The sequence below is a fragment of the Paenibacillus sp. Soil766 genome (assembly GCF_001428105.1).
In the GTDB taxonomy this organism is placed as follows: Bacteria; Bacillota; Bacilli; order Paenibacillales; family NBRC-103111; genus Paenibacillus_E.
On record NZ_LMSJ01000023.1, the window covers coordinates 1 to 24,789 of the forward strand.

Here is a 24,789-nt window from a genome sequence, read left to right on the forward strand (position 1 = left end):
AGTAGGGTAAGACGAGGGATTACTCCCTCGGACTCCCCGTCAAACCGTGCATGCGGATTTCCCGCACACGGCTTTCCTTCGTCAGTTCCCCATCTTCAGGAGTGAGTCATCTTCACCCGTCACCGAGTTGCATATTTCAGACCTGAATTAGAAACGTGTGGTGAGTAAGTTCGTTAGAAATACCATACCCGCTGTTTCCAACACTTTGTTTGGAATTAACGAGTTAGAAACTGTAGACTTCTTTTTGCGCATGAAGGCTCGCACTCTCATTCGCGTCCATTCATCCAAGCGTTGAAACTTCTTCTTTACATTCCCTATCCCGAAATAGTTACCAAATCCTCGTGACACTTCATTCAACTTCTTGATCATTTCTGCAAGGTTGTTTCCTTGTTGCCTTCGAGTGATCTGACGGACTTTCTCTTTGTACTTCTTCACTTTTTCGTATGGTAGGATGAGGTATTCTTTCCTAAAGTGAAATCCTAGAAAACGGAATCCTTCATCAAAATGTACCACTTTCGTTTTCTCAGGATGCATCCTTAACTGAAGTTCCCCTTCTAAGATGGACTTTGCTGTTTCGTATGCTTCTTCTGCTTGCTCCTTTGTTTTACAAAGGATGACCGCATCGTCTGCATACCTGACTACAGCGAACCCTTTCTCCTTCATCCCCCAGTCGAAATGATTCAGATACAAATTTGCAAGTAATGGACTGATGACACCGCCTTGTGGAGACCCGACTACTGTTTCATGGAACTGGCCATCTTCCATGACTCCTGCGCTAAGCCATCCGCGAATGAGCGTCAGCACTTTTCCGTCAGTTATTCGTTCACGAACCTTTTTCATCAGCATGTYATGCGGAATTTCATCGAAAAAGGACATAATGTCGAGGTCAACCACGTGATCGTATCCGCCGCGTTTTGCGCGTCGGATCGTTTGTATGGCTTGGTGCGCCGAGTATCCAGGTCGAAAACCAAAGCTGTAGTAATAGAAGTCTTGTTCAAAGATCGGCTCGATGATTTGACGTACAGCCTGTTGGCATACGCGATCTCGGATTGTTGGAATACCTAACGGTCTTAGCTTTCCGTTTTCTTTCTCGATGTAGTGTCTCCTGACAGGATCAGGTTTGTACCGATCTTGTTGCAGTAACCTTTGCATTTCCTTTAGGTTCATGTCTATGTTCTTCTCGAACATGTCGATACTTACTCCATCGATTCCGCCACTGCCTTGATTCTTCTTTACCGCTAGCCATGCTTCGTGAAGATTGTCCCATTGGTTGGTGTTTCACCACCTTACCACTACTCACCAAGCTGATCTTGTTCAGGCTACAAATGATCGATTCCTTACTTGTTCCGACTTGCCTGACTGCGTGTTAGGTTTTCACCAATCGCTTCTGTCTTACAAGGCGTACTCAGGTCGCCAACAGCCCTTATCCTTTGACGTGCTTTCGCCATCGGCGGGACGCACCCTCTTGGAACTGTTCCCTTACGTTTAAGGCGTTTACGATCTCCACTCACTAGAACTCACAGTCTTTGACGAAGCACGTTCCCTTTGCCTCTGTCTTCCCTCTTTTGGAGTGGAAGCAGGTTATGCGACTTGATTTTTTTTCCACAGCCTTGAACTGCTCCAAAAAAAAAACTCCGCGCATACTCATCTGAGTTTTATCCTCCAGTCTGTTACCAGCTTTCATCGGCTCGGACTTACTCGCTACTACGGAACGATCCGCCACCTCGCAACCCTTCGGTTTGGCTTTCCCCTTCGGGTTATACCTCTCCTACCTTGTCCGCGTTTGCGCCAAGGAGACTACGAGGCTTCCCTCGGTCATCTGCACATTCTTTTCCATCCATCCTGACCCTAATCACGTCGATGAGCCTTGCAGGTCATATCCCTTTCGTGCTTCCCTGCAAGATATGCATGTTGCAAAAGTTTCCCCGTTTTCATGGCGGGTCACCCTGCATCGCCGCCACCTCTGGTTCACTGCATTCCGGGCTGGACTTTGCCTGCAGACCCTTCAGATCCCCTCTCGCGAGGGACACCCTGTCAGTCCTCCTCCTCAGGAGGGTCGGACCTCTACTTCGGCTACGGCACTTCAAAGGGTAAAGTTACCGTGTGGATTTGAACCACCTAGATTGTGCGACTGTGAGGCGCACANCCTTCCAACCAGATCAGCGCCGAAACGACCCTTCAGATCCCCTCTCGCGAGGGACACCCTGTCAGTCCTCCTCCTCAGGAGGGTCGGACCTCTACTTCGGCTACGGCACTTCAAAGGGTAAAGTTACCGTGTGGATTTGAACCACCTAGATTGTGCGACTGTGAGGCGCACACAAAAAACTCAACCTTCTAATGAAGGCTGAGCCGATAAGTATCCAAATAAGTACCATCTTTGAAGGTGTAGTAATCATAGAAATAACGTGTACCTCTATCTTCCTTCGTCTTATAAAACACTTCCCAGACATAGTCATTTCCTAATTTACCTGGTATAACACGCTCTATTTCACTGCTTGGTGCCTTTTTCAACACAGCTGCGCGGGCTTGCTCCTCTGTGAAGGCTTCCTCCGCCATTTCCGTATGAACATCCTCAGCAGAAACCCAAGTAATTAAACGTTGTCCTAGCTTGTTTTCCCCGTAAACAATTTGAAACGGCTCATCACCGTAGAAGAAGTCGACCTTCGATGCTTTGGTCATCATACTTCCAACAAAGGCTTTTTCAACAGCTACACGTTTCTCTTCCCAGTGTTCGTTCTGCACATTCAGGTAGAATCGGCTAAGCACAACACCAAGCGTTGCTACTATGAAAACACCAAGTGTAATCGATCGCTTCGCATTCATAAGCGCCGCGCACCTCCCCACAACCACTTACTTTGCCTAAACATTAGCCTTTCAAGCGATCAAAGCATTGTTCAAATTCACGTTTAATTTTCTCTTCATCTAATGTTAGACATTCACCTTTACGGACGATCCACTTGCCATCAACGCATACATCAACGACATCTTTCGCACAAGCGGAGTATACAATGTGGGAAACGAAGTCAGTCTTCGGAAGGAAGTGGGGTTGATCGATATCCAGTGCGATGAAGTCTGCTTTCATGCCAGGCTCAAGTAAACCGACATCATCCAGCCAAATGGATTCTGCTCCCATTCGAGTTCCAAGCAGCAAAGCCTCCTTCGCAGGGATTGCTAATGGATCACCACTCACACCTTTGTGAATAAGAGCTGCCAATCGCATTTCCTCAAACATGTCCAAATTGTTATTAGATGCCGCTCCATCCGTACCTAAAGATACTTTAACGCCAGCACGCAATAATTCTGGTAACCGCGCAACTCCACTAGCAAGCTTAAGATTACTGCCCGGATTATGGGACACACGCACATCATATTGCTTGAGAATTGCGATTTCTTCATCATTTAAATGAACACCGTGCGCAACAAGTGTTGGACGAGTGAATACGCCTAGCTTTTCCAAGTGAGCTACGGGTCTAGCGCCATACTGTTCCACATTTCCTTCGACTTCTCGGCGTGTTTCCGACATATGTGTATGGATCGGAAGATTAAGGTCATGTGCAGCTTGCACAATGCGTTCGATATAATCTGGCGGACATGTGTACGGTGCATGCGGCGACATCATCGTTGTAATTCTGCCATCTGCCTTACCGTGCCAGTTCTTTGCAAATTCTGTTGCTTCAATTAGCTTAGCTGTTTGTACATCAGGCGGACATAGTCCGATTACACCGCGGGTCAATACGCCGCGCATTCCCGACTCCTCTACCGCTAAGGCAACTTCATTCATATGGTCGTACATATCGACAAATGTCGTTGTGCCGCCTTTGATCATTTCAAGGATCGACAACCGCGTTCCCCATTTGACGTCTTGTGAAGTAAATTTCCCTTCCATTGGCCACATTTTTTCCTCAAGCCATACTTGCAGCGCAAGGTCGTCACCATAACCGCGGAGCAAAGACATCGCAGCATGTCCATGTGTATTCACGAGTCCAGGCATGTACAACTTGTTCGTCCCGTCAATTACTTCATCATAATTGTCTAATGGTTCTGGCACTTCAACCCCGATGTATGTAATTTGACTGCCTTCGATTACCATGCAGCCATTAATGGAAGTTTTGTCATCCTTATTAGAAATAAAAATACCATTCGAAATTAATGTTTTTTTCATAGTAAAAAACCCTCTCTATGCTCATTCTATAAACAACTACTGCTCCATAAACTTTACATCTTCAAGCTTGTAAAATCAAGGAAACCATGTGCGATTCCTTAGATGTTAAGAAATTGTAAAATGTCACGGAATTTTCGTTGCTTTAGACCTAAAGTATATGATACTTTAAACATTGTGAGTTTTTTCTACAATTTGGTCATTTTCGATTTACAAATTCGTTCAAAAACTTGTACATATAGTAAAAATTAGGAGGATTCTATGACAACGTTATTCACCAGAAAGAACGAAGTCGATTTCTTACAATTGCTCATCCGTGCTGCAGAGAACGCTTTGCAAACAGCTCAATTGTTTCGCACAGCTATGATGGGAGATAAGCCGCCAATTGAATATGTTAAAGCCATTCATGACCTAGAACATGCAGGCGACTCCATAACACATGACATCTTCAGCGGTCTGAACAAAGTATTTATCACCCCTATTGATCGGGAAGATATTATGGTTCTAGCTTCCAAAGTGGATGATGTCACAGACGGGATAGAAGCAACGATTGCTCGTTTCGACTATTTGAATGTATCTCATACGGACTCCTACATGAAAGATTTCTCAGGTGTAATTGTAGATTCCTGTCAACATATGTTAGATGCCTTTAAGCTTTTGGCTAAGAAAAAGTATATGCAAATTCCGGAGCACACCGTTGCTATAAACAAGCTTGAGAATGATGGAGATCGATTGATGCGCGAAGGGATTCGTCAAATCTTTATAACACGTAAAGATGTGTACGAAGATTTCAAACTCAAAGAAATTTATGAGCGTTTGGAAGAAACAACCGATGCTTGCGAAGATGTCGCTAACATTCTAGACAGTGTAGTACTTCGTTACTCTTAAGACGAGATGTCTGTGTACGAAGAAAGTTTTCCTATTGGAAAACGCTAGGAGGAATTCATGTTAACTTATTTGATCATTATCGTTGCACTAGCCTTGCTATTCGACTTCATCAATGGATTCCACGATACAGCTAACGCGATTGCGACTTCCATTTCTACGCGAGCATTAAGCCCACGAGTCGCTATATTTATGGCTGCTACACTTAATTTCGTTGGTGCCATGGTTTCATCTGAAGTTGCCAAAACGGTAGGCGGAAGTATTGCCAATCCTGCGAAGATCGAAAATGGGGTTGAAGTCGTTATTGCTGCCCTACTTGCGGCCATCATTTGGAACTTGCTTACTTGGTACCTGTCCATTCCATCTTCCTCCTCCCACACGTTGCTTGGTGCCTTAGCTGGTGCTGTAATTGCAGGAGCGGGCTTCAATGGTGTTAACTGGAGTGGTTTCACACAAATTATTATCATTCTCATATTATCGCCGATTATCGCTTTCGCTCTGGGTTATCTCATCATGGTTTTGATCAAGTATATCGTAATTTGGTCAGGCAATACGTCCAGATCGAAGCTAAATCGTGGATTTCGTACGTTACAAATCCTATCAGCCGGATTACTTTCCTATTCACATGGGGGTAATGATGCTCAGAAGGCGATGGGCATTATCGTATTTGGCCTCGTTGCTGCCGGTGTGCAAGATGATTTGAATGTACCTCTCTGGGTTAAAATCTCAGCCGCACTTGCCATGGGACTTGGTACTTCCATTGGTGGATGGCGAATTATTAAAACCGTTTCAGGTAAAATTGTTAAAATTGAACCGATAAACGGTTTTGCGGCCGATTTAACATCCTCAATTGTTATTCAAATCTCAACTTTCATCGGTAAACCATTATCTACAACACATGTCATTTCTTCTGCGATCATCGGGACAGGCAGTGTCATGCGTTTCCACGAAGTACAATGGGGTACGGTGGGTCGAATGTTGATCACTTGGATTATTACGATTCCCATCTCGATGGTTCTTGCTTACACGCTGTACTTTGCGATATTCCGTTTAATCATGTAATAGTAAACAATCAAAGGCACGACCCGCTGAAGCTGCGCGGGTCGTGCCTTTTTCATGCTAATCCAGATAATAGGCTAAGCTTTGAAGCTCTGTTGTAAAATCCGCATAATGCACGCGCACATCTGGCGGCACCTTGATAATGACTGGAGCAAAGTTCAAGATTGCTTCAATGCCACAAGCAACGAATTCATTCGCGACATTCTGTGCTTCAGCCGCGGGAACGGTTATAATACCGATACGCACACCAAGCTCAGTCATAACCGACTTCATTTTGTCCATGGGGAGCACAACTAGGTTATTAATGACCTCACCTGTCTTAGCAGGCATGGCATCGAATAAAGCCACAATTTTCATATCATTACGTAAATACGTATTATAATTGCAAAGTGCTCTGCCTAAGTTTCCAGCGCCAACGAGCGCAACTTGAATATGTCGATCTAATTTAAGAATCTGACGAATCTTCTCGATCAAATAATTGATATCATATCCAATACCTTTTTTGCCAAACTCGCCGAAATAAGCTAAGTCCTTCCGGATTTGAGCAGGATTCAGATCTAACTTTTGACCTAAATCCTGAGAAGATACCGTGGAAACATTGTTCATTTGCAACTCGTTTAGATAACGTAAATAGATAGGCAATCTGCGGACAACAGCTTCTGAAATTTTTTGTGTTTTCACGTATTAGGCTCCTCCCATCCATTGCTCAATCCTCGGCAGCATTTGTTCGCAGGTCATGTGCTCGATCTTCGGACCAGGCAACGAATAGAGGAAGTGCTTGCCATAATACGTTTCAATAACACGTGTATCATAGATAATGACGATCCCTTTGTCTGACGCTCTCCGAACTAATCGACCGAAGCCTTGTTTAAATCGAATCACAGCTTGAGGTACAGAAAATTTCATAAATGGATTCTCATTGCGCTTCTTGATATTCTCACATTTGGCTTCAACAAGCGGGTGATTCGGTGGTTGAAATGGAAGGCGAATGATCGCCAGACAACTTAGTGCATCTCCTGGAATATCGACACCCTCCCAGAACGAGCTGGTGCCTAGTAACACGCACATTTTGTTATCTTGGAACATACGGGTCAATTTACTACGATTACCGCTGTCTACCCCCTGCCCAAGCACGGTGATGCCATGAGGACTCAGCTTCTCCTTCATTCCCGCATGGACGAGTTTCAACATCCGATTCGACGTACATAGAACCAGCATTCGGCCTTTCGTCACCTGTGCCACATCACTCAGGGAGTTGATTAGGGCTTCGATGAAAATCGGATCACCCGCTCCCTTAATGGTCGGGAAATTGCGTGGAATGACGACCAGAGCCTGCTCTCGATAATTAAAAGGAGATGGCAACTGCACCGTTTTCAGCTTACCTGACTCTTCGTCCTCTGGAATGGCTAATCCTAGTTGCTCCGCCGAGTATTGGAACGATTTGTTCACCGAGAGCGTTGCGGAGGTCAAGATAATACTGTCTTTCGTTTCAAAGAAGTGCTGCTGCAGTAGCCCGCTTACATCCGTCGGCACAGAATTCAGCTGAACCGATTTGGCTTTCGCATACGTACCGGCTTCAATCCAATACACGTACCCTTCATCTGCCATTTTCATGAAGAAATGAAGCGCATCACGATGTGCGTACAGTTCTTTCACAGTGCCATTCAAATCCGTTACTAACCCTTGAACACCAAGCCCATCTTGCTGTTCCTTTAATTCACTTAACAATTTATCTAAAGTTCGTAATAGTTCATTTGCATTTAGATAAATATTATCCTCCATAATTAGTAGCTCACGCCAATTTGAAGGTAATGTTTCTGGCTTCAAACGTAGTACATACTGCGAGGTTTCCGATTGTGAAGGATCGCTTCCAGATGAAACCAATTCATACAGAGCTTCGCTTAGTCGCTCCCAATCCTCTTTGATCGAAATGATTTTCGGGAACAATCCATCAATCGTGTTGCTCCATGCGGCTGCACGCTCCCCGGCCTCATCCGATTTCTGCAATCGGAAACGCAGCATCGGAAGCTGACCGCTTCGATTATCTTTATACAGCCACAATAAAGAATGGTAAAACGCAGAAGAATGCAACTCTATTCCGAGGTGCTTACTTGCCACTTCTTCAAAGTGATGCGCCTCATCGATCACAAGGTGCTTGTAGGACGGTAGAAGGCGGTTCTCAGCTTTCATATCTGTAAAGAGGAGGGAATGGTTCGTAATGATCACATCAGCCGTGTTGGCATCATTACGAGCCCTGTGGTAGAAGCACTTCTTATACCATGGGCACATGCGGTTTAAACAAGAGTCCGAATCACTCGCAACTGAGTACCAGAACTGGGCACCTTTGTTGCCAAAGTGCAATTCTTCCTCATCTCCATGTTCAGTTTCACTTAACCAGACGACCATTTGCGCGGCCGTTATTGGGTCTTCTCTGCCATTTTCGTAGTCACGTGTTGTGAGCTTCGTTTCAAACTTACGCAGGCACAGATAATGACTTCTTCCCTTCAGAACAGCGGCTTTGAACGGAACAGGAAAAATATCTTTTAATAAAGGAATATCCCGCTCACGCAGCTGCTCTTGCAAATTAATCGTATGGGTTGAAACGACCACTTTCTTCTCATATTTCAAACCATAATAGATCGAAGGTATCAAGTAACCCAGTGATTTGCCCGTCCCTGTACCCGCTTCGATCATCAAATGCTGATCTGCCTCAAGAGACTTCTTCACTTCTAGAATCATTAGATCCTGGGATTCACGATCCTCATACACCTCGAACCGTTGTTGAAGCGCAGATTTCAATCCTTGCTGAAATGCTTGAAAGGAAGCACCTAACGCCTCAGTGACCTCAAACTCCGTGCGTAACTCATCTTCGTCGCCCCAATCCGTCACATTCAGTGTAAATTGACGGAAGTAACGATTCGTATCCATATCGACACTTGTTACTGATTCTTTATATAAACAAATCTCGTCCAGAAACCAACCTAAATCTGTGTTACCGTTTTCGAAAATTTGGTTCAATCTTTGTACCGTTAAGAGAGGCAACCCCAGTAAGCGATCCAAGCAATGTATCCAAATCAATGCTGTAACTTCCGCATCACTATCTGCTTGGTGTGGTCTTTCATGATCAATACCAAATAACGCCGCCACCATGCTAAGTTGTAGACTAGAAATGGACGGGAATAAAATACGCAGCAGATCCATGGTATCAAGAACACGTCCCGAGAATGGAGGATAACCGGTTCTCGTAAGTCCCCGCTGCAAGAATGACAAGTCAAATGCGGCTTGATGGGCTACAAGCACACAATCAAACAAGAGAGGAAACATATCAGACATAACTTGATCGAGTGACGGTGCATCTGCAACCATCTCATTGGTAATCCCCGTTAATGTTGTAATCGAAGAAGGTATACTAATCCCTGGGTTCACCAGAGAAGTATACCTGTCTGTAATTTCAAATTGATCTATAATGACGAGTCCAACCTGTATAATTTCGTCCCCAGGCTGACTTCCTGTCGTTTCAAAATCCAAAACAGCAAATTTCATAACGTCTATCTTCAATCCCTTCGTCCTACACTTCTCCTAGCATACCAAATATGATTAGGAAAAGGGAATACCTTGTTTTACCGCTAACGGGCTAGGACTCATCGAGATTGATTAGTGGCTCCATGCAAGAGGGGTCAGTATGATATGCTTTTTGAAAATATTCGAAAGCCTTCTCTAGGTTTTGATTTTGCACTTGAATACAACCCATAGCGTTATAAGAAATAGCTTTCATCTTTGAATTTTCCGTCAATGGCAGCAGAAATTTGAAGTGCTGATAGGCATCACCAAACTCCCCTTTACGCAAATGTCCCATTGCTAAATACACTCGCGCTAATAAGAAATCTGGTTGCCGCTGAATCAGCACCTCGAATTCTTTGATCGCTTGATCATACATGTACAACTTATAATACCCTTGTCCGCGCATGAATTCTTCTGTTTGCTTGCCGGACATGTCGAGCTCCATCAGTTCGTCATGTAAGGTTTGTGTGCTGCTGATCGGCACCACCCCATAAAACTTTCCCAGCTTCTCCTCAAAAAGCAGCCACGCCTCGATGAATTCATCACTCATCGTCTTCAACACTTGCAATTGTTCGTCAAGTTCGGCTTTTTTCTCCACATCACTGTTCGGATATTCCTTCTGGATTTCTTCCAAAACCTCATTCATTGTGGAAAATAAATGCTTAAACATTTGGCATCCCCACCTTTGCTTCGAAAGCTTACCCTCATTCTTTGTAAACAAAGACCTTTTCATGCATGCAAGTGGTTCCGCCGTAAATCTTAGAGGACAGTCGAATGTTCTTCTTCCTTCAGCAATTGGGCAACGGTGTTGTTTGCTCCCATAATGGCAATCGTTGGATGATGCTTCTTCGCTTCTTCGTCGCTCATCATGGCATAGGAAACAATAATAATAGTATCACCCGTTTGAACGAGTCTTGCTGCCGCGCCATTCAGACAAACCACACCTGTGCCCCGCGGCCCAGGAATAATATACGTCTCCAAACGTGCACCATTATTGTTATTCACGATTTGCACTTTCTCATTTGGCAGCATATCCACAAGGTCAATCAAATCCTCATCGATTGTGATACTGCCGATATAATTTAAATTCGCCTCTGTAACCGTGGCGCGGTGGATCTTCGCTTTCATCATCGTGCGAAACATAAGACGTCACTTCCTAACTTGTAGAATAAGATTATCAATTAAACGTGTTTTCCCAAACTTCACAGCCAGCGCGATAATAAGAGTATCAATAGAATGGCTGTATTCAAAAGTCTCTAAAGTAGGGTAAGACAATACTTCCGCATAATCTATAACGGCTAATGGCGCCGTTAGGATATGATCGCGAACTAAAATCTCTAGCTCTTGTGATGTAAATGAGGATGCTGACATGCTTTGGATGAATTCTTTTGCTTGCTGTAAGGACTGAGACAATACCAATGCTTGTTGGCGCTCCTCCGGAGATAGATACACATTACGCGAGCTCATCGCCAAGCCATCGTTCTCACGCAGGGTCGGGCAAGGCACAATTTCAATGGGTATATTTAAATCATGAACCATCTGCTCAATGACTGCCACTTGTTGGGCATCCTTCAAACCAAAGAAAGCTTGGTCCGGCTGCACCATATGGAATAGCTTACTTACAACCGTAGCCACACCATCAAAGTGGCCTGGTCGAGAAGCCCCACAAAGTCTCGTCGTGACCTCTGACACACTCACGGTGGTGCGCGTTGGTGTTGGGTACATCTCGTCTACGGATGGCATAAATACAATATCCACACCAGCTGCCTCCGCGACCGCCAAATCTTGCTCCGCATTACGAGGATATCGTTCAAAATCTTCCCCCGGACCGAACTGCAAGGGATTCACAAAAATGCTCAACACAACTAATCCACTTTGAGAACGTGCCTTTTGGAGAAGACTCGCATGTCCTTCGTGTAAAAAACCCATTGTCGGCACGAAGCCGACAGTTTGATCATTCTTTCGTCGATATGCTTTGATCCGAGCTCGTAAATCGGCAATTGTCTGAACCACTTCCATGGTATGGATCGCTGCCATGACCAATCACTCCTTATCGCCGTATAGATATTGAACAACATCGTTGTCCATATGAAATGTATTTTCTTGCGCTGGAAACGTCCGCGCTTTCACTTCTTTCACATATTCGCCAATCCCTGCACGGATAGTTTCCCCGATATTTGCATAGGCTTTAACAAACTTTCTGGGAGCACTGTCAGAACCATACTGCAACAAATCATGGTACACAAGGACTTGCCCATCACAATGCACACCAGAGCCTATGCCAATAGTGGGAATGGACAGCTGCTTCGTGATCCATGCCGCAAGCTCATCGGTAACCAGCTCCAGAACTACCGCGAAAGCACCTGCTTCTTCAATTGCCTTTGCATCACTCAACAGCTTCTTAGCTTGATCCGAGCTGCGCCCTTGTACACGGAAGCCTCCCAGTTGGTGAACCGACTGCGGTGTTAACCCCAAATGGCCAACGACTGGAACTCCTGCATCGGTAATCGCTTTGACGGTAGCCGCGATCTCTGCGCCACCTTCTAATTTAACCGCCTTAGCGCCGCCTTCACGCATCAAACGTCCAACGCCTTGCAATGTAGCGTCCAAGCTGCCATGGTACGTTAAGAATGGCATATCAGCGACGACAAACGTATTCGCGGCCCCACGCACAGCAGCACGTGTATGATAAACCATATCATCTAGTGTAACTGGCAGTGTAGAATCATAGCCTAGCACGACATTCCCTAGTGAATCACCAACTAGAATAACATCAATACCTGCTTCTTCCGACAAACGTGCCGAAGGATAATCATAGGCCGTCACCATCGTAATCGGTACGCCATCTTGCTTCATTTTTCTCATCTTTGCTGTCGTTAGCGCTTTACGTTGTTCCACAGGTATCCCAGCTTCCTCATATAAAATAAAAAACCTTTTAGCTAAGAGCTAAAAGGAGCGCATGCAGAAAGAATCAATGATCCCTCTGTCTCGGTCCTATAAGGCTCAGAGCAGAATCCAACATCTTGTTTCGGTTATTCAGATCAGGCAAGATCAAGTGCAGTTCCTATAAGGATACCGCCTTATGTTTCTATTATACCAAAGCTTGCTTCGGGATGATACCCTTTATCTCCCACTACTTCAGTTGAATGTCTCCGGAATAAATTTTAATCCGTTTACCATTGGGAGTTATCACCGTCAAAGCACCAGTATCATCCAAAGAATCTGCCACTCCTTCAATAAAGCCTGAAGGTGTTGATGTCCGAATCGGTCTCTTCAGAGTGACACTTAACGCTTCCCATAGTAAACGAATTGGAGCAAATCCCTTCTCCAGATATAGGGCGTACATCTCCTCGAATTCCTTTAGAAAAGCTTGTACTAATCTCGCGCGCGAAACCTCGGCGCCAGATTCGATGGCTAAAGAAGTGGCAATGGAGCGGAGCTCTTCTGGATAGTCCTCTTCTAACAAATTAACACTAATACCTATTCCTGCGATCACATACTTTAAGCGCTCGTCTTCGCCACTGCTTTCCAGCAAAATACCACTAACTTTCTTCCCATGTATAAGAAGATCATTTGGCCATTTGATGCCAATTTCAACTTGGCACACTTTTTGTATGGCACGACACAGGGCAACCGCACTAAGCAGAGTTAGCTGCGGCATGAAGTAGACAGGAATTCGTGGTGTCAGAATTAGACTCAACCAAATCCCCTTACCCGAAGGAGAATGCCAGTTGCGCCCCATTCGACCTCTGCCTGCTGTCTGCTTCTCTGCGAGCACAATCGTGCCCTCAGACGCGCCTGAAGCCACGAGCTGATGCGCAATCGTCTGAGTCGAATCGACTTCATCATAAATATGTACTTTTTGACCCAGCACTTTCGTTTCCATACCATTCATCAATTCGCTGATCTGCCATTTCGCTGGCTTATGGATCAGACGATACCCTTTGCGTGGAGCCGCTTCAAACGCATATCCCTCCGAACGGAGTTCCTCGATATGCTTCCAGATCGCAGTACGGCTCACACCTAACCTCCGACTGATTTCCGCACCGGATACATAGGTTTCGGGCGCTTGCTCAAAAAGCTCTAAAATTCGCTCATTCATACGATTTCACTCGCAATCTTATAGTTTGATCTATAATAGCGCATTGCTGCGCTTGATTTCTAATTCAATTAGTTGCTGAAGCGTGCGAAAAACCTTGGTTCGATTTCCTAGCTACTTCATGTGCAAGATACCTCTAGCGCAACTTACTAGTTACCCATGGGTGCAACATACCGCTAACTTGAACTACTAGTTACCCATGCGTGCAAGATACCTCAATCTTCAATTACTAGCTACTCCATATGTGCAAGATACCTCTTGCTCAACTGCCTAGTCACCCTACGAACGACCGCTTTTTCAATTAACTGGATTTCATGTAGGTATTTTGAGTAATAAAGTACCAAAATCGAAAATAGCTGGATTTTCTGTAGTTAATTCTGACCAATTTTCCTATTTTCGCTTGAATTGCAATATTTAACTGGAGGTTTTCCAGTTAAATGTAATTTTAAGAGAAGTTCAAGTAAAATAAATGTATTTTTTACAGTTATTCGAATAATTAAGTGCCTGTAAGGGCCGCCACAGCCGTCATTCAAAAGAAAAACCGCACAGCGCTGCTACTTCGCAGCCTGCGCGGCGTCAATCAGAGCCTCGCGCTCATTCGGGATTTCCCCGAGAGCAGCTCGCTCGAGCAAATCCTGCAGCAGCCTGCCCATCCATGGGCCGGGCTGCCGATCAAGGGCCACCGCCACATCCTGGCCGGATATGGCAAGTTCTTTCAGGCTGAAGCAGGGGACCTCCTTCAGCCAAGCTTCTCCGCGCCGCAGCAACTCCGGCGCGGTCTCAACCAAGAAGCGCGCCAAGCCGCCGCGCTTCCCCTCCACCTGCGGCAGCTCGCGCAGCAGCCGCAATAACGCGCGGGCTGCGGCTTCGCCGCGGCGCACCGCGCCAAGCTTCCAGACCCGCTCCAGCGGAGCCGGGTCATCCACCCTTACCTGCGCGGCGACAGCATCGCGCAGAGCAAGCACTTCCGCGACCGCTGCGCCATCGGCGCGGGAGAAGGTCAATTCCTGGAGCGCCGCGCGGACTACGTCCGCTGGCACCTCCAGGAGCATCAGCAGCATGGACCAACGGTCATGCTGCCCCTCGAGCGCGCTGACAACGTCCAGCGCGTCGTCCCAGGCGAGCCAGGCCTCAAAAGGCAGCGGAAGCTGCTTTTTGAGGTAGGCCAGCAGGCCGCTCGCCAGCAGTAACCGCACAGCCCGTGCGGGGGCTGGGCCCTCAACCATGCGCTGCAGCTCGCTGCGCACGCGCTCCATGGCAATATGGCGCAGCAATGGCGCATTCGCCAGCAGCGCCTGCCAAGTGCTCGCCTCGATCTCTAGATCGTAAGTCGAAGCGAAACGAATGCAGCGAAGCATGCGCAACGCATCTTCGCCAAATCGTTCCTCCGCAATACCAACGCAGCGTAGTACACCAGCCGCTAGATCTGTTTGTCCCCCATAAGGATCCTGCAGAACGCCAGCTACATCCATAGCCATCGCGTTCATCGTGAAATCCCTTCGCCTTAAATCTTCAGTTAAATCCGAAATATAGGCAACAGAGGCAGGGCGACGAAAACCTTCGTACGCTGCCTCCTTACGAAAGGTCGTTACCTCATAGGCGCCTTGCGCTATTAGAACTGTGACCGTGCCATGTTGGAGCCCTGTTGGTACCGTCCGCTGAAAGATTTGAATCACCTGCTCTGGCAATGCAGAGGTGGCGATATCAATGTCTTTGATTGGACGACCAAGTACCACATCCCGTACACAGCCACCGACATAATAGGCTTCATAACCAGCTTCCATGAGCGAAGTCAATACCTCCGAAGCACCTGGATCATTCATTCCCTTGCCTGCATCCAACTTCATTTCTCCTATCCAGTTAGCATCCTTATTGACATGAAGATGCAGAAATGCGATGTGATTCAGGGAGCTCCCGTCCTAACACGCGATAGTAAATCTCCTCGTATTGAACTGTCGTAATATCGTTACAAAACGTATAACGCGCACGATTCAAACAATTTTGTGCCATTTGTTCATACATCACTTGATTTTTCAAAAGATTAATCGCATAACTGGCCATTTGCTCCGTATCACCGACTTCAGCTAGAAAGCCAGTTTCACCATGTGTAATCAACTCAGGAATTCCACCTGCATTGGATCCAATCGTTGGCACACCGCAAGCCATTGCTTCAAGTGCAACAAGCCCGAAGCTTTCTTTCTCAGAAGGAAGCAACATAACATCTGCAAGTGAAATGACTTGAGCCACATCATCCTGTTTCCCACAGAACGTTACTTTATCCGAGAGGCCAAGCTCCTTCACTTTCGAAATCATTTTCGAAAGATCCGGTCCTTCCCCAACAAATAAAAGTCGAGACGGCACTTCTTTACTCACTTTTGCGAAAATATCCACAACATCCTGCACGCGTTTCACAGGTCGGAAATTGGAAATATGGATAAGAATTTTCTCATCCGGCCGAGCGAATTCGCCTCGCAGCTTCGATATATCTCGCGGGTAATACACCCGTTTATCAACAAAGTTATAGGTCAAATCTATATCACGATCAATGGCTAACAATTCCCGTGTTTCTTTGATCAGATCCTTGGAAACAGCCGTTACAGCATCGCTTTCATTGATGGCATAACGGATAAGATCCGAAATCGATTGATCCTGCCCCAACACCGTAATATCTGTCCCATGAAGAGTCGTCACAACCTTGAGATTCGAGCCTACCATTTGCTTAGCAAGCAATGCACAAACGGCATGTGGAATTGCATAGTGAACATGGAGCAAATCAAGCTCTTCCATTTTGGCAACTTGGGCTAGCTTACTAGCAAGCGATAGATCATATGGCGGATACCGGAAGACATAATATTGGCTAACTTCCACTTCATGATAATAAATATTTTTATGAAATTTGCCTAATCGAAACGGCATGCTATGTGTAATAAAGTGAACTTCGTGTCCTTTTTCAGCCAGTAACTTTCCAAGCTCAGTCGCTACTACACCTGAGCCACCGAGTGTTGGATAACACGTAATACCAATCTTTAATTTATCTTTCATCTCTCACACCTCTTTCCGAACAATCAAAAATGCTCTATCAACAAAGGGAGTTTGGAAACAAACCCTTCTGCGTACGTCAATTGACGCTTCTGCCCCATGAGTCGATCACGAGCTTCAACACGTTCGACATATCCTTGATTGAGTGGCGTCGCAACGGTGCCCGTACCCGTTACAAATTGTGACCGGTACGCACGTAGTGCTGCCATTTTATTATCATAAGTGTCTGTTACATTAACAATCACATCAGCTTCATACACATCATTTATAAAATAAAAAAATAGTTGCTCCACATTCACAGCTTCTGAGTCTGGCAAATATTTTCGCAGCTTCGCATTGAAAACAGCTTCCTGTACGAGCGTTGAACATGCAATATGATCGGGGTGACGATCTTGCCAATATGGCGCGAACACGATTCGTGGACGAAACTTCCTGATTTCTTGTGTTATCCGTTCAATATGCTCTGCTGTGACCAATAATCCTCGATCTGGTAATCCCAGATTCGTACGGGTTGCTACCCCTAGAATTTTCGCTGCTTCTGTTGCTTCTTCTAGTCTAGTTTCTACCGTGCCATTGGAGGACATCTCCGCATAGGTCAGCTCACACAATCCAACACGTAGTCCATGCTGTGTATGCTTAGCAATAGTCGCCCCCATCCCAATCTCAGCATCGTCTGCATGGGCACCAAATATAAGAATATCTAATTGTTCACTCATCTTATTCAATTCCTGGCTTATATTTATGTACGAGTTCTCTCCAAGCAAAATCCCCACGATCCAAAGCCCTTACAAGCAACTCCGCAGTCGCAATGTTCGTAGCACACGGAATCCCTTGCACATCACATAATCGAAGCAAAGCGATAATATCAGGCTCGTGTGGTTGAGCCATCAAAGGATCACGCAAGAAGATGATCAAATCCATCTCATTTTCTGCAACCAATGCCCCAATCTGCTGATCTCCACCAAGTGGCCCTGACATGAATCGATGAATATTCAAATTCGTATTTGCCATTATTCGACTGCCTGTCGTGCCAGTTGCATATAGTTTGTGTCCCTCGAAAACATGCTCATAAGCCGTAACGAAATTCACCATCTCATCTTTTTTTCGATCATGGGCAATAAGTGCGATGCTTAACATCTAACTTCCACTCTCCTAGGGGTCTCTAATCTATAAAATGCTCAAAACCATAAATCATTCCGGTATACGTCATTACTTTTCGTACCGCTATCGCAACACCTGGCATATAGGCCGCACGATCATAAGAGTCATGTCGAATCTTAAGCGCTTGACCTTGTTCGGCCATAATCACTTCCTGTTGCGCAAATACACCTGGCAGACGCACACTATGTATTCTGAATCCATTGTAATACCCACCGCGGGATCCTTCAATTGTTTCTTCTTCTTTCGGATTCCCTTGCTTAATTTCTTCTCGCACTTCTGAAATGAGCTCAGCGGTTTTCACAGCTGTTCCAGAAGGTGCATCTAGCTTTTGATCACCGTGATATTCGATGATTTCCAAATGAGGGAAATATTTCGAAGCTTGGGCAGCGAACCTCATCATGAGAATAGCCCCAATGGAGAAATTCGGTGCAATTAATCCACCAATATTGTTGTCTCGGCAAAGCATGTCCAAATCAGCAATAGCCTGAGGAGTGAAACCCGTCGTCCCCATCACGGGTCGAATCCCTAACCGAATCGCAAGATTTGTATGTGAAACCGCCGTTTGCGGTCCTGTAAAATCAACTAACACATCTGGTTTGGATTGGGTTAGAACCTTTTCAATGTCGTTACCCATCAGAATCCCGCATTCATCCATACCAACCATTCTTCCTAGATCAATGGGGCCGGAGGTACGACTTACTCCCCCTACTAACTCCATATCAGACTCACGCAGAACGGTCTTAACGACCTCCCGCCCCATTCTTCCACTTGCTCCGATAACTGCTACTCGTATTCTACGCTCCATATTGTGATGATCTCCTTTATCTTTGTTTCGGGCCTAGCTCTGTATTCATTTTAGTCTTATAGATCGAAGCATGTTGCTTTGCAAGCTCGTGATGAGGCTCTAGACGGACAGCCTCCATTACGGTCTGATAAGCTCTGGTATAATCCTTTCGCATCGCGAAGGCTTCACCTAGAATAAGATACGCTTCAATGGCTAATGGATCAAGCACAATTGCTTCTTTCAGCAGAAAAATAGCACGCTCCGCATGAGCAGTCTGATTCGTAAGCTGCCTTCTGGCTTGTTCAACAAGCTCTCGTGCATTCAACACTTGCAAGTGAAAGCGAAATGCTTCGTTCGCTGGGTCTAGTTCAATCGCTCTTGATGCATGTTCCACCGCTTTGTTAAGCTTATTACTTCTCGCGAAAGTAATGGAAAGTTTATGATGATAGACAGCATTGTTTGGTTCTTCAGCTATCGCTTTTTCAAACCATTCAATGGCCTTCTCAAAATCATGCCCAAGTATGGATTCGTATGCTTTTTGTATTTGATTTTCTCCATTCATCTGCCCATCCTCCTTTGCCATTAGCGGTCTTCCCGTTTCATGGGGATGGTTTAGTTTATGAAGATTATTTCGTTTCGGTGTTAATTTTAGTCCAACGCCCTGCATCACGGGTATTGAATTTGTGCATGATTTTGTCATGCGCATCCGTCAGATCAATGCCAAGTGAATTGGCAAAGCAGATCGTAATGAATAAAATATCACCAAGCTCCAATTCGATTGAATTGTCCGCTTCTGTACTCTTTTTCGGTTTTTCACCGTAAGAATGATTCACCTCACGCGCTAATTCACCAACTTCTTCAGACATTCTAGCCAGCATAGAAAGAGGACTGAAATATCCTTCCTTGAACTGGGAAATATAAGTATCAACCTCTTGTTGCAGGTCTTTAAGTGTACGTTCTGACATTGGCATCCTTCTTTCTATCCTCTTCACAAAGGTTATCCTCCTTATGTTAAACTAAACGAGAAAAGTTGACAAATTTTTTGTTAGAAAAGGCAAGCATATTAGGCATGGAGGAATTCACATGGTATTTAAAGAAAGGTTCCAAGATCAATTACTCAATGTGTTGGGAATTGGGATTGGAACCGCGATTTACGCGTTTGGTTTGCATTATTTTGTCATATCGAATGAGCTCATGGAAGGCGGATTAACGGGCATATCCCTTTTGCTCAAATACGTGCTTAATGTCCCTCCCTCCATCTCCACCCTTGTATTTAATATTCCGTTATTTTATTTAGGCTGGCGAAATTTCGGTAAAGGGCCTATGCTGTATACGATCTTCGGAGTCATTTGCCTTTCGTTCTTTCTGTGGGTGATGGAATGGCTAATTCATATGGGTTGGATAGTACCTTTTCACACTACACAAGACTATTTTCTAGCAACCCTATATGCTGGGATAACGCTTGGCACGGGTCTTGGGCTTGTATTTCGATTCGGTGGAACGACAGGTGGTTCTGATATATTAGCTCGCATAGGTCATAAAAAAAGAGGTTGGAGTGTCGGACAAGTCATCCTGATTATTGATGTCGTCGTCATTGGTTCTTCTTTCATTTATCTCCCTAAAGAAAAAGTGCTCTATTCACTTGTAGCCGTATTCGTCACATCTCGGATCATTGATTACATATCAGAGGGAGCTTATGCAGCCAAATCATTTACGATCATCAGTGATCAGCCAAGTAGCCTTGCAGAGTCCATCACCAAAGTACTAGATCGCGGAGTAACACTCTTCCCAGCGCGTGGTGCTTATTCAGGAAACACGAAGGAAGTCGTCTATTGCGTCGTTTACCGGCATGAAACAAGGCAATTACGAGAGTTAATTCACGCCGTTGATCCACGTGCTTTCATTATCGTTGGGGATGTCCATGAGGTCATCGGCGAGGGTTTCAAAACAAACTCATAGGTTAACATCAATGTAAAAAAAGTGGATTAAACAGCTCTACTGAGCTAGCTTAATCCACTTTTTATTATCTGTTTTCACTTTCCCTTGGCTGTCTAACTGGAACAATATGTCGTCCGGATTGGTACATCTGCCAGCCAACATAAGATAAAACCCCTATGATAATAAGACCTATACTAAGTGACCAGATGATGGGATGATTCGGATCCGTAAGTGGCACATAGGCTAGGGCATCTTTGTGTTTAACTAAGAAGAGCTCATCTATCACTTGATTCATATTCACAATACCCGCTTCTAGCTGTCTGATAGGCATTGGTTTTGTATTCACATGGGTACGTAGGAAGACGATTAACGAATCTAACTTCTCAACCGACGATGGATCTCGGCTAATGATTAATGAGGGATGAATAATGGCGATATGCTGAGAAAGATTAGCAAATTCCGCTATTGCTTCTTGCTGCTTATTCGCTTTTACCTGTTGACTCAGCAATTGGCTATCATTTTGCAGCACCTTATAATATTGCAGCCACATCGGCTGGTTCTTATGTGAAAGTGCATCTGTTGCAAGACGAATTTTGGCAACAGCTACTTGTCCATCAGATGGTGAGTAACTAACCGCGTTATACACCCGCTTCGCATCAGTAATCGTAGCAGTCAATGCATTCAATCCCTCTATGGAGGTAATTCCATCCCATGAAATCTTCGGAATTTGATCGGACAATTGAATCAACTTATTTCTTGCCTCACCAACTTGTCCAGACATCGTTAGGGTATACATCTCTTCGGCGATCTGATTTAAAAACGAAATCCGTTCTACCTGAACTGGGTCTATAGGTTTACTAGCTTGTCCGACTGTGTGTTGATTTGCACTGCAAGCTGCAAGTAAGCAAAGAACAAGGCCGAGTAAGAAAGTCACCGCTATCCCTCTTATCGTTCTATCGAAAAACATGGGACATCCCCTCCTTCACCATCATCATATGGAGGTTCGTCCCACTTTAGACCATCAGGTACTTGCTTTCAACATTTTTTTCTCTCTTACCATTAGACACGTTATCGCAATCCAAATGCTAATGATACTCAAGCATATCGTGAAGAATTGAATCGTTCCCAAATAGGGATGCAGTTCACGCTGGAGTCTTGGAAAAATTCCTCTTTCATAATCCATGAAGTCATTCCAAAACGTCCAGAGCGCCACAATTACAATAGCTGGTAGTCGGAATGAAAACCAACGAACAAATAACAATGCTTCAACGGCCATAGCCAAATGAGAGGCGGTCAGCATCCATCCGTCCCACCCGACAGCCGCCCCATGCCAAGCACCTGCCCATATCATCGTAACTGCCCATATCCCATACTTAAATGACGTGATGAGTCCGAAAGCTTCAACAAAGCCGCGTATTGCGTTAAATAGCTTACTCTTAGGCTTGGCACTGGACCGATCCATAATTAAGTAACCAATGGAAAGAGTGAAAAACAAACTAGCAGTCGGACTATCTGGCACAAAAAACACGTACCATAACGAATTCTCTGCAAGGGTGTCTACCATTTGAAGCCAATACCATTCATAGCCATATAGGGTTCCTAGCAAATTACTAATAAAAAACAACCAGAGCATTCTCTTACTAAGTAGGAAGTTTCTGCTCCACAAATAGGAAACGGACACGATGGTCCCTCCTTTATAGAATCAATTTTGATACGTAGACCTTCTAAAATTCCCAAAAAAAACCTGATCACTTTCGCGATCAGGTTCTGTTTTATTGAGTTTTTTGTTTGGATAACCAATCTGCTAATTTATCAATATCGGCATCCGTCAAGCCTTTATCAATGTTAGGCTTATACATAGCAGGCATGTTGCCTTTACCATTTTTGATAATACCCATAATGTCTTCCTTCGTATGAGTATCACCAGTGCCTAACAAAGCAGGTACACCAGAAGCTGGCATTCCTTTAAGCTGTGCACCGTGACATGCTAAGCAAGTTGCTTTGGCATAAATCGCAGCACCTGGATCATCAGCAGCAACAATTGCAGCTGCTTTCTTCGTTTCTTTCTTCGCACCCCCGCCAGCTGCGCCACCTTTGTTAGCGTGCATTTCTTCTTCACGCTTGATGTGCTCTGGAATGATGTTTTTCTCTTTAAGCTCTACTTGGTAATGTGACCAAGATGTGTACGTTAGGTATGTACAAGCAATCAAAGATAAAATCATAAGGCTGGAAGCAATTGGTCTTCTATAGAAGCGACGTTCTTTACCAGTATCCAAGAATGGAGCTAGCAATAAACCACCAAATAGTAATCCTGGTACTACAACGGCTCCAAGAACTACGTAATCACCCGATGTATATGGATACTTCAGCAATTGATACATGAACAAGAAGTACCAGTCTGGCATCGGAATAAATGCCGTATTCTTCGGATCCGCAGGATAACCTAGCGGAGCTGGGTCGGACATTACTAATACTAGCATACCGACCAAGACAACGACACCAACCATCCACTCTTTCAACAAGAAGTTGGGAATGAAGGCTTCCGATTTACCTGGGTAAGCAGAGTAATCTCTAGGAATGAGTCGTTGTTCTTGCGTTTTCTTAATTACGCGGGAATCCCCTACGTAAACGATTTTTTCATCAGACTTATGACCATGCGCCACGCTATTCGCCCCTCCCTAAATTATAGCGGTCCGGAAATACCTTGTTTGCGAATCATGAAGAAGTGTCCGGCAAGCAAAGCGAGCAGAACGCCAGGCAGGAAGAACACATGAATAGCAAAGAACCGTGTTAGTGTTTGTGCACCAACAATGCTTCCGCCTTGCAGCAATGTTTCGATGTACGGTCCCGCAAAAGGTACCGATGCTGCAATTTTCATACCTACTTGTGTAGCAAAGTAAGCTTTGTTATCCCATGGAAGCAGGTATCCCGTAAAACCAAGACCTAACATAACGAAGAAAATGAGCATGCCTACTACCCAGTTCATTTCACGTGGAGCCTTGTAGGATCCGGTGAAGAACACGCGCAGGGTATGTAAGAACATCATTACGATAACTAAACTAGCTCCCCAGTGGTGCATACCTCTGACGATAACACCGAAAGCTACTTTATGTTGCAAGTAATCAACACTTGCATAAGCATTGATAATATCAGGTGTGTAATACATTGTTAGGAACATACCTGACAAAATTTGAATTACTGTGATGAAAAACGTCAATCCGCCAAAACAATAAACGAACGCGGAAAAGTGATGAGCTGGGTTAACGTGTTCTGGTACCTCGTGATCCGCTACATCTCTCCACATAGGCGTAATATCAAGACGTTCGTCAATCCAGTTGTATACGTTTTTAAACATCTGATCGTGACGCCCCCTTATACTCTAGTGTTAGCATGCAGTTGACCAACATACACGAAACCATTCTCTACTTTTGTTGTGTACTCATCTAATGGACTAGGCGCAACAGCAAGGTTCTTGCCGTCTTGCGTATAATGCGCACCATGACAAGGACAGAAATACTGATCTTTGTAAGCAGGGTTATCGTTCCAGTTAACCGTACACCCTAAGTGCTTACACGTTGGATTTAACGCAAAGAGAGCACCCTTACTATCTTTGGAAATCCATGCTACGAGTTCAGCTTCACTTTCGTACCAACCATCTACCTGATGGACTTGGAACGTAAACGCTTGTGGAACATTCGTAATTTTACTTTCTTCGACAACTTTAACCCAGTCCGATGCTGCTTTGGGCTGAAGGACTGGATCTACGGCAAACCGAATCATCGGTATGATAATTCCGGCTCCCATGAATCCACCAGCGCCACCAAGGGTATAAGAAAGAAATTGTCGACGAGACATTTCGCGTTTGGTCCCGGGTTTCTTCCCATGCTGTTCTTCATTGTGATTGTTATGATCACTCATTCTCAGGTCTACCCTCCTACATTGGCCGCAGTCCGAACCCTCTCGGACAACAGCTACCTCTATCACGTGTCGTTCGACATTACACTACATAACTAGGACATTTCTAATAATAGCCTACGTCTACTAGGTCGTCAAGAATTCATAACTCCTTTTATTGGATTGAAATCTTCGCTTTCGGACAAATTT

At 45.0% G+C, this 24,789-nt stretch carries 24 protein-coding genes and 1 pseudogene; 3 read left to right on the forward strand and 22 right to left on the reverse strand.

The features are described 5' to 3' along the window. Positions 1-147: 147 nt before the first annotated feature. From ltrA to ASG89_RS17420, 3 genes and pseudogenes are all read right to left on the reverse strand, one after another. Positions 148-1,251, reverse strand: a pseudogene (ltrA, locus tag ASG89_RS17405) (group II intron reverse transcriptase/maturase); the annotation flags it as partial. 1,083 nt (positions 1,252-2,334) lie between these two features. Further along, entirely contained in the window at positions 2,335-2,823 is a 489-nt protein-coding gene (locus tag ASG89_RS17415) for a DUF5590 domain-containing protein (protein ID WP_057311985.1), read from the reverse strand. A gap of 43 nt (positions 2,824-2,866) precedes the next feature. Beyond that, on the reverse strand, positions 2,867-4,162 hold the full coding sequence (locus ASG89_RS17420; protein ID WP_057311986.1) for an amidohydrolase: 1,296 nt from the start codon (positions 4,160-4,162) through the stop codon (positions 2,867-2,869). Between the two features lie 258 nt (positions 4,163-4,420). Between ASG89_RS17420 and ASG89_RS17425 the strand changes: the two genes are divergently transcribed. Together ASG89_RS17425 and ASG89_RS17430 are read left to right on the forward strand one after the other, a co-directional pair. Next, positions 4,421-5,047, forward strand: coding sequence for a DUF47 domain-containing protein (locus ASG89_RS17425; RefSeq protein ID WP_057311987.1), 627 nt, complete (start codon positions 4,421-4,423; stop codon positions 5,045-5,047). Positions 5,048-5,104: 57 nt separating this feature from the next. After that, positions 5,105-6,106 (forward strand): inorganic phosphate transporter, encoded by a 1,002-nt coding sequence (locus ASG89_RS17430; RefSeq protein WP_057311989.1) that lies wholly within the window; start codon positions 5,105-5,107, stop codon positions 6,104-6,106. Between the two features lie 57 nt (positions 6,107-6,163). Here ASG89_RS17430 and ASG89_RS17435 read toward each other — a convergent pair whose 3' ends face one another. The 14 genes from ASG89_RS17435 to ASG89_RS17500 all read right to left on the reverse strand — a co-directional run bounded on the left by ASG89_RS17435 (position 6,164) and on the right by ASG89_RS17500 (position 19,712). Continuing rightward, complete coding sequence (locus ASG89_RS17435) at positions 6,164-6,784, reverse strand: redox-sensing transcriptional repressor Rex (protein ID WP_057311991.1); 621 nt, start codon at positions 6,782-6,784, stop codon at positions 6,164-6,166. A gap of 3 nt (positions 6,785-6,787) precedes the next feature. Then, on the reverse strand, positions 6,788-9,646 hold the full coding sequence (gene dinG, locus ASG89_RS17440) for an ATP-dependent DNA helicase DinG (protein ID WP_057311993.1): 2,859 nt from the start codon (positions 9,644-9,646) through the stop codon (positions 6,788-6,790). A 91-nt stretch (positions 9,647-9,737) separates the two neighbouring features. Beyond that, entirely contained in the window at positions 9,738-10,334 is a 597-nt protein-coding gene (locus tag ASG89_RS17445) for a tetratricopeptide repeat protein (protein ID WP_057311995.1), read from the reverse strand. A gap of 89 nt (positions 10,335-10,423) precedes the next feature. Further along, positions 10,424-10,807 (reverse strand): aspartate 1-decarboxylase, encoded by a 384-nt coding sequence (panD, locus tag ASG89_RS17450; protein WP_056614256.1) that lies wholly within the window; start codon positions 10,805-10,807, stop codon positions 10,424-10,426. A 6-nt stretch (positions 10,808-10,813) separates the two neighbouring features. Continuing rightward, a complete protein-coding gene (panC, locus tag ASG89_RS17455; RefSeq protein WP_057312622.1) occupies positions 10,814-11,683 on the reverse strand; it encodes a pantoate--beta-alanine ligase in 870 nt (289 codons plus the stop codon). 24 nt (positions 11,684-11,707) lie between these two features. Then, complete coding sequence (gene panB, locus ASG89_RS17460; RefSeq protein ID WP_082593370.1) at positions 11,708-12,562, reverse strand: 3-methyl-2-oxobutanoate hydroxymethyltransferase; 855 nt, start codon at positions 12,560-12,562, stop codon at positions 11,708-11,710. Positions 12,563-12,797: 235 nt separating this feature from the next. Beyond that, positions 12,798-13,766: a biotin--[acetyl-CoA-carboxylase] ligase gene (locus tag ASG89_RS17465; protein WP_057311997.1), complete on the reverse strand. Its 969-nt coding sequence runs from the start codon at positions 13,764-13,766 to the stop codon at positions 12,798-12,800. A gap of 551 nt (positions 13,767-14,317) precedes the next feature. Further along, entirely contained in the window at positions 14,318-15,610 is a 1,293-nt protein-coding gene (locus tag ASG89_RS17470) for a CCA tRNA nucleotidyltransferase (protein ID WP_057311999.1), read from the reverse strand. A 22-nt stretch (positions 15,611-15,632) separates the two neighbouring features. Beyond that, positions 15,633-16,805, reverse strand: coding sequence for an N-acetyl-alpha-D-glucosaminyl L-malate synthase BshA (bshA, locus tag ASG89_RS17475; RefSeq protein WP_056614263.1), 1,173 nt, complete (start codon positions 16,803-16,805; stop codon positions 15,633-15,635). A 23-nt stretch (positions 16,806-16,828) separates the two neighbouring features. Next, on the reverse strand, positions 16,829-17,518 hold the full coding sequence (bshB1, locus tag ASG89_RS17480) for a bacillithiol biosynthesis deacetylase BshB1 (RefSeq protein WP_057312001.1): 690 nt from the start codon (positions 17,516-17,518) through the stop codon (positions 16,829-16,831). Between the two features lies 1 nt (position 17,519). Then, positions 17,520-17,939 carry a methylglyoxal synthase gene (mgsA, locus tag ASG89_RS17485; protein WP_057312003.1) on the reverse strand — a complete coding sequence of 140 codons (420 nt, stop codon included), beginning with the start codon at positions 17,937-17,939 and terminating at the stop codon, positions 17,520-17,522. Positions 17,940-17,964: 25 nt separating this feature from the next. Then, positions 17,965-18,768, reverse strand: a complete 804-nt coding sequence (gene dapB, locus ASG89_RS17490; protein WP_057312004.1) for a 4-hydroxy-tetrahydrodipicolinate reductase — start codon at positions 18,766-18,768, stop codon at positions 17,965-17,967. Positions 18,769-18,784: 16 nt separating this feature from the next. After that, entirely contained in the window at positions 18,785-19,309 is a 525-nt protein-coding gene (locus tag ASG89_RS17495) for a tetratricopeptide repeat protein (protein ID WP_063867984.1), read from the reverse strand. A 64-nt stretch (positions 19,310-19,373) separates the two neighbouring features. Continuing rightward, on the reverse strand, positions 19,374-19,712 hold the full coding sequence (locus tag ASG89_RS17500; RefSeq protein WP_057312625.1) for a nucleotide pyrophosphohydrolase: 339 nt from the start codon (positions 19,710-19,712) through the stop codon (positions 19,374-19,376). Positions 19,713-19,830: 118 nt separating this feature from the next. Here ASG89_RS17500 and ASG89_RS17505 point away from each other — a divergent pair, with 118 nt between their 5' ends. Next, entirely contained in the window at positions 19,831-20,706 is an 876-nt protein-coding gene (locus ASG89_RS17505) for a YitT family protein (RefSeq protein ID WP_057312006.1), read from the forward strand. Positions 20,707-20,770: 64 nt separating this feature from the next. Here ASG89_RS17505 and ASG89_RS17510 read toward each other — a convergent pair whose 3' ends face one another. From ASG89_RS17510 to ASG89_RS17530, 5 genes are all read right to left on the reverse strand, one after another. After that, positions 20,771-21,652: a sporulation protein YpjB gene (locus ASG89_RS17510; RefSeq protein WP_057312007.1), complete on the reverse strand. Its 882-nt coding sequence runs from the start codon at positions 21,650-21,652 to the stop codon at positions 20,771-20,773. A gap of 54 nt (positions 21,653-21,706) precedes the next feature. Beyond that, positions 21,707-22,366 carry a DUF1405 domain-containing protein gene (locus ASG89_RS17515; RefSeq protein ID WP_157276696.1) on the reverse strand — a complete coding sequence of 220 codons (660 nt, stop codon included), beginning with the start codon at positions 22,364-22,366 and terminating at the stop codon, positions 21,707-21,709. 91 nt (positions 22,367-22,457) lie between these two features. Further along, positions 22,458-23,348, reverse strand: a complete 891-nt coding sequence (locus ASG89_RS17520) for a c-type cytochrome (protein ID WP_057312008.1) — start codon at positions 23,346-23,348, stop codon at positions 22,458-22,460. 20 nt (positions 23,349-23,368) lie between these two features. Beyond that, complete coding sequence (gene qcrB, locus ASG89_RS17525) at positions 23,369-24,040, reverse strand: menaquinol-cytochrome c reductase cytochrome b subunit (RefSeq protein WP_028554311.1); 672 nt, start codon at positions 24,038-24,040, stop codon at positions 23,369-23,371. Positions 24,041-24,057: 17 nt separating this feature from the next. Further along, complete coding sequence (locus tag ASG89_RS17530) at positions 24,058-24,603, reverse strand: ubiquinol-cytochrome c reductase iron-sulfur subunit (protein WP_057312009.1); 546 nt, start codon at positions 24,601-24,603, stop codon at positions 24,058-24,060. Between the last annotated feature and the right edge of the window lie 186 nt (positions 24,604-24,789).

What these genes read in the sequence shown, in the direction of transcription:
- ASG89_RS17420 (WP_057311986.1), bottom strand. Translation starts at nt 4,162, where the DNA reads ATGAAAAAAACATTAATTTCGAATGGTATTTTTATTTCTAATAAGGAT.
- panD (WP_056614256.1), bottom strand. Translation starts at nt 10,807, where the DNA reads ATGTTTCGCACGATGATGAAAGCGAAGATCCACCGCGCCACGGTTACA.
- ASG89_RS17495 (WP_063867984.1), bottom strand. Translation starts at nt 19,309, where the DNA reads ATGAATGGAGAAAATCAAATACAAAAAGCATACGAATCCATACTTGGG.
- qcrB (WP_028554311.1), bottom strand. Translation starts at nt 24,040, where the DNA reads ATGTTTAAAAACGTATACAACTGGATTGACGAACGTCTTGATATTACG.
- bshB1 (WP_057312001.1), bottom strand. Translation starts at nt 17,518, where the DNA reads ATGAGTGAACAATTAGATATTCTTATATTTGGTGCCCATGCAGACGAT.
- mgsA (WP_057312003.1), bottom strand. Translation starts at nt 17,939, where the DNA reads ATGTTAAGCATCGCACTTATTGCCCATGATCGAAAAAAAGATGAGATG.
- ASG89_RS17425 (WP_057311987.1), top strand. Translation starts at nt 4,421, where the DNA reads ATGACAACGTTATTCACCAGAAAGAACGAAGTCGATTTCTTACAATTG.
- ASG89_RS17530 (WP_057312009.1), bottom strand. Translation starts at nt 24,603, where the DNA reads ATGAGTGATCATAACAATCACAATGAAGAACAGCATGGGAAGAAACCC.
- ASG89_RS17430 (WP_057311989.1), top strand. Translation starts at nt 5,105, where the DNA reads ATGTTAACTTATTTGATCATTATCGTTGCACTAGCCTTGCTATTCGAC.
- ASG89_RS17445 (WP_057311995.1), bottom strand. Translation starts at nt 10,334, where the DNA reads ATGTTTAAGCATTTATTTTCCACAATGAATGAGGTTTTGGAAGAAATC.
- ASG89_RS17415 (WP_057311985.1), bottom strand. Translation starts at nt 2,823, where the DNA reads ATGAATGCGAAGCGATCGATTACACTTGGTGTTTTCATAGTAGCAACG.
- bshA (WP_056614263.1), bottom strand. Translation starts at nt 16,805, where the DNA reads ATGAAAGATAAATTAAAGATTGGTATTACGTGTTATCCAACACTCGGT.
- ASG89_RS17510 (WP_057312007.1), bottom strand. Translation starts at nt 21,652, where the DNA reads ATGTTTTTCGATAGAACGATAAGAGGGATAGCGGTGACTTTCTTACTC.
- ASG89_RS17470 (WP_057311999.1), bottom strand. Translation starts at nt 15,610, where the DNA reads ATGAAGTTGGATGCAGGCAAGGGAATGAATGATCCAGGTGCTTCGGAG.
- ASG89_RS17465 (WP_057311997.1), bottom strand. Translation starts at nt 13,766, where the DNA reads ATGAATGAGCGAATTTTAGAGCTTTTTGAGCAAGCGCCCGAAACCTAT.
- ASG89_RS17505 (WP_057312006.1), top strand. Translation starts at nt 19,831, where the DNA reads ATGGTATTTAAAGAAAGGTTCCAAGATCAATTACTCAATGTGTTGGGA.
- panC (WP_057312622.1), bottom strand. Translation starts at nt 11,683, where the DNA reads ATGGAAGTGGTTCAGACAATTGCCGATTTACGAGCTCGGATCAAAGCA.
- dapB (WP_057312004.1), bottom strand. Translation starts at nt 18,768, where the DNA reads ATGGAGCGTAGAATACGAGTAGCAGTTATCGGAGCAAGTGGAAGAATG.
- ASG89_RS17500 (WP_057312625.1), bottom strand. Translation starts at nt 19,712, where the DNA reads ATGTCAGAACGTACACTTAAAGACCTGCAACAAGAGGTTGATACTTAT.
- dinG (WP_057311993.1), bottom strand. Translation starts at nt 9,646, where the DNA reads ATGAAATTTGCTGTTTTGGATTTTGAAACGACAGGAAGTCAGCCTGGG.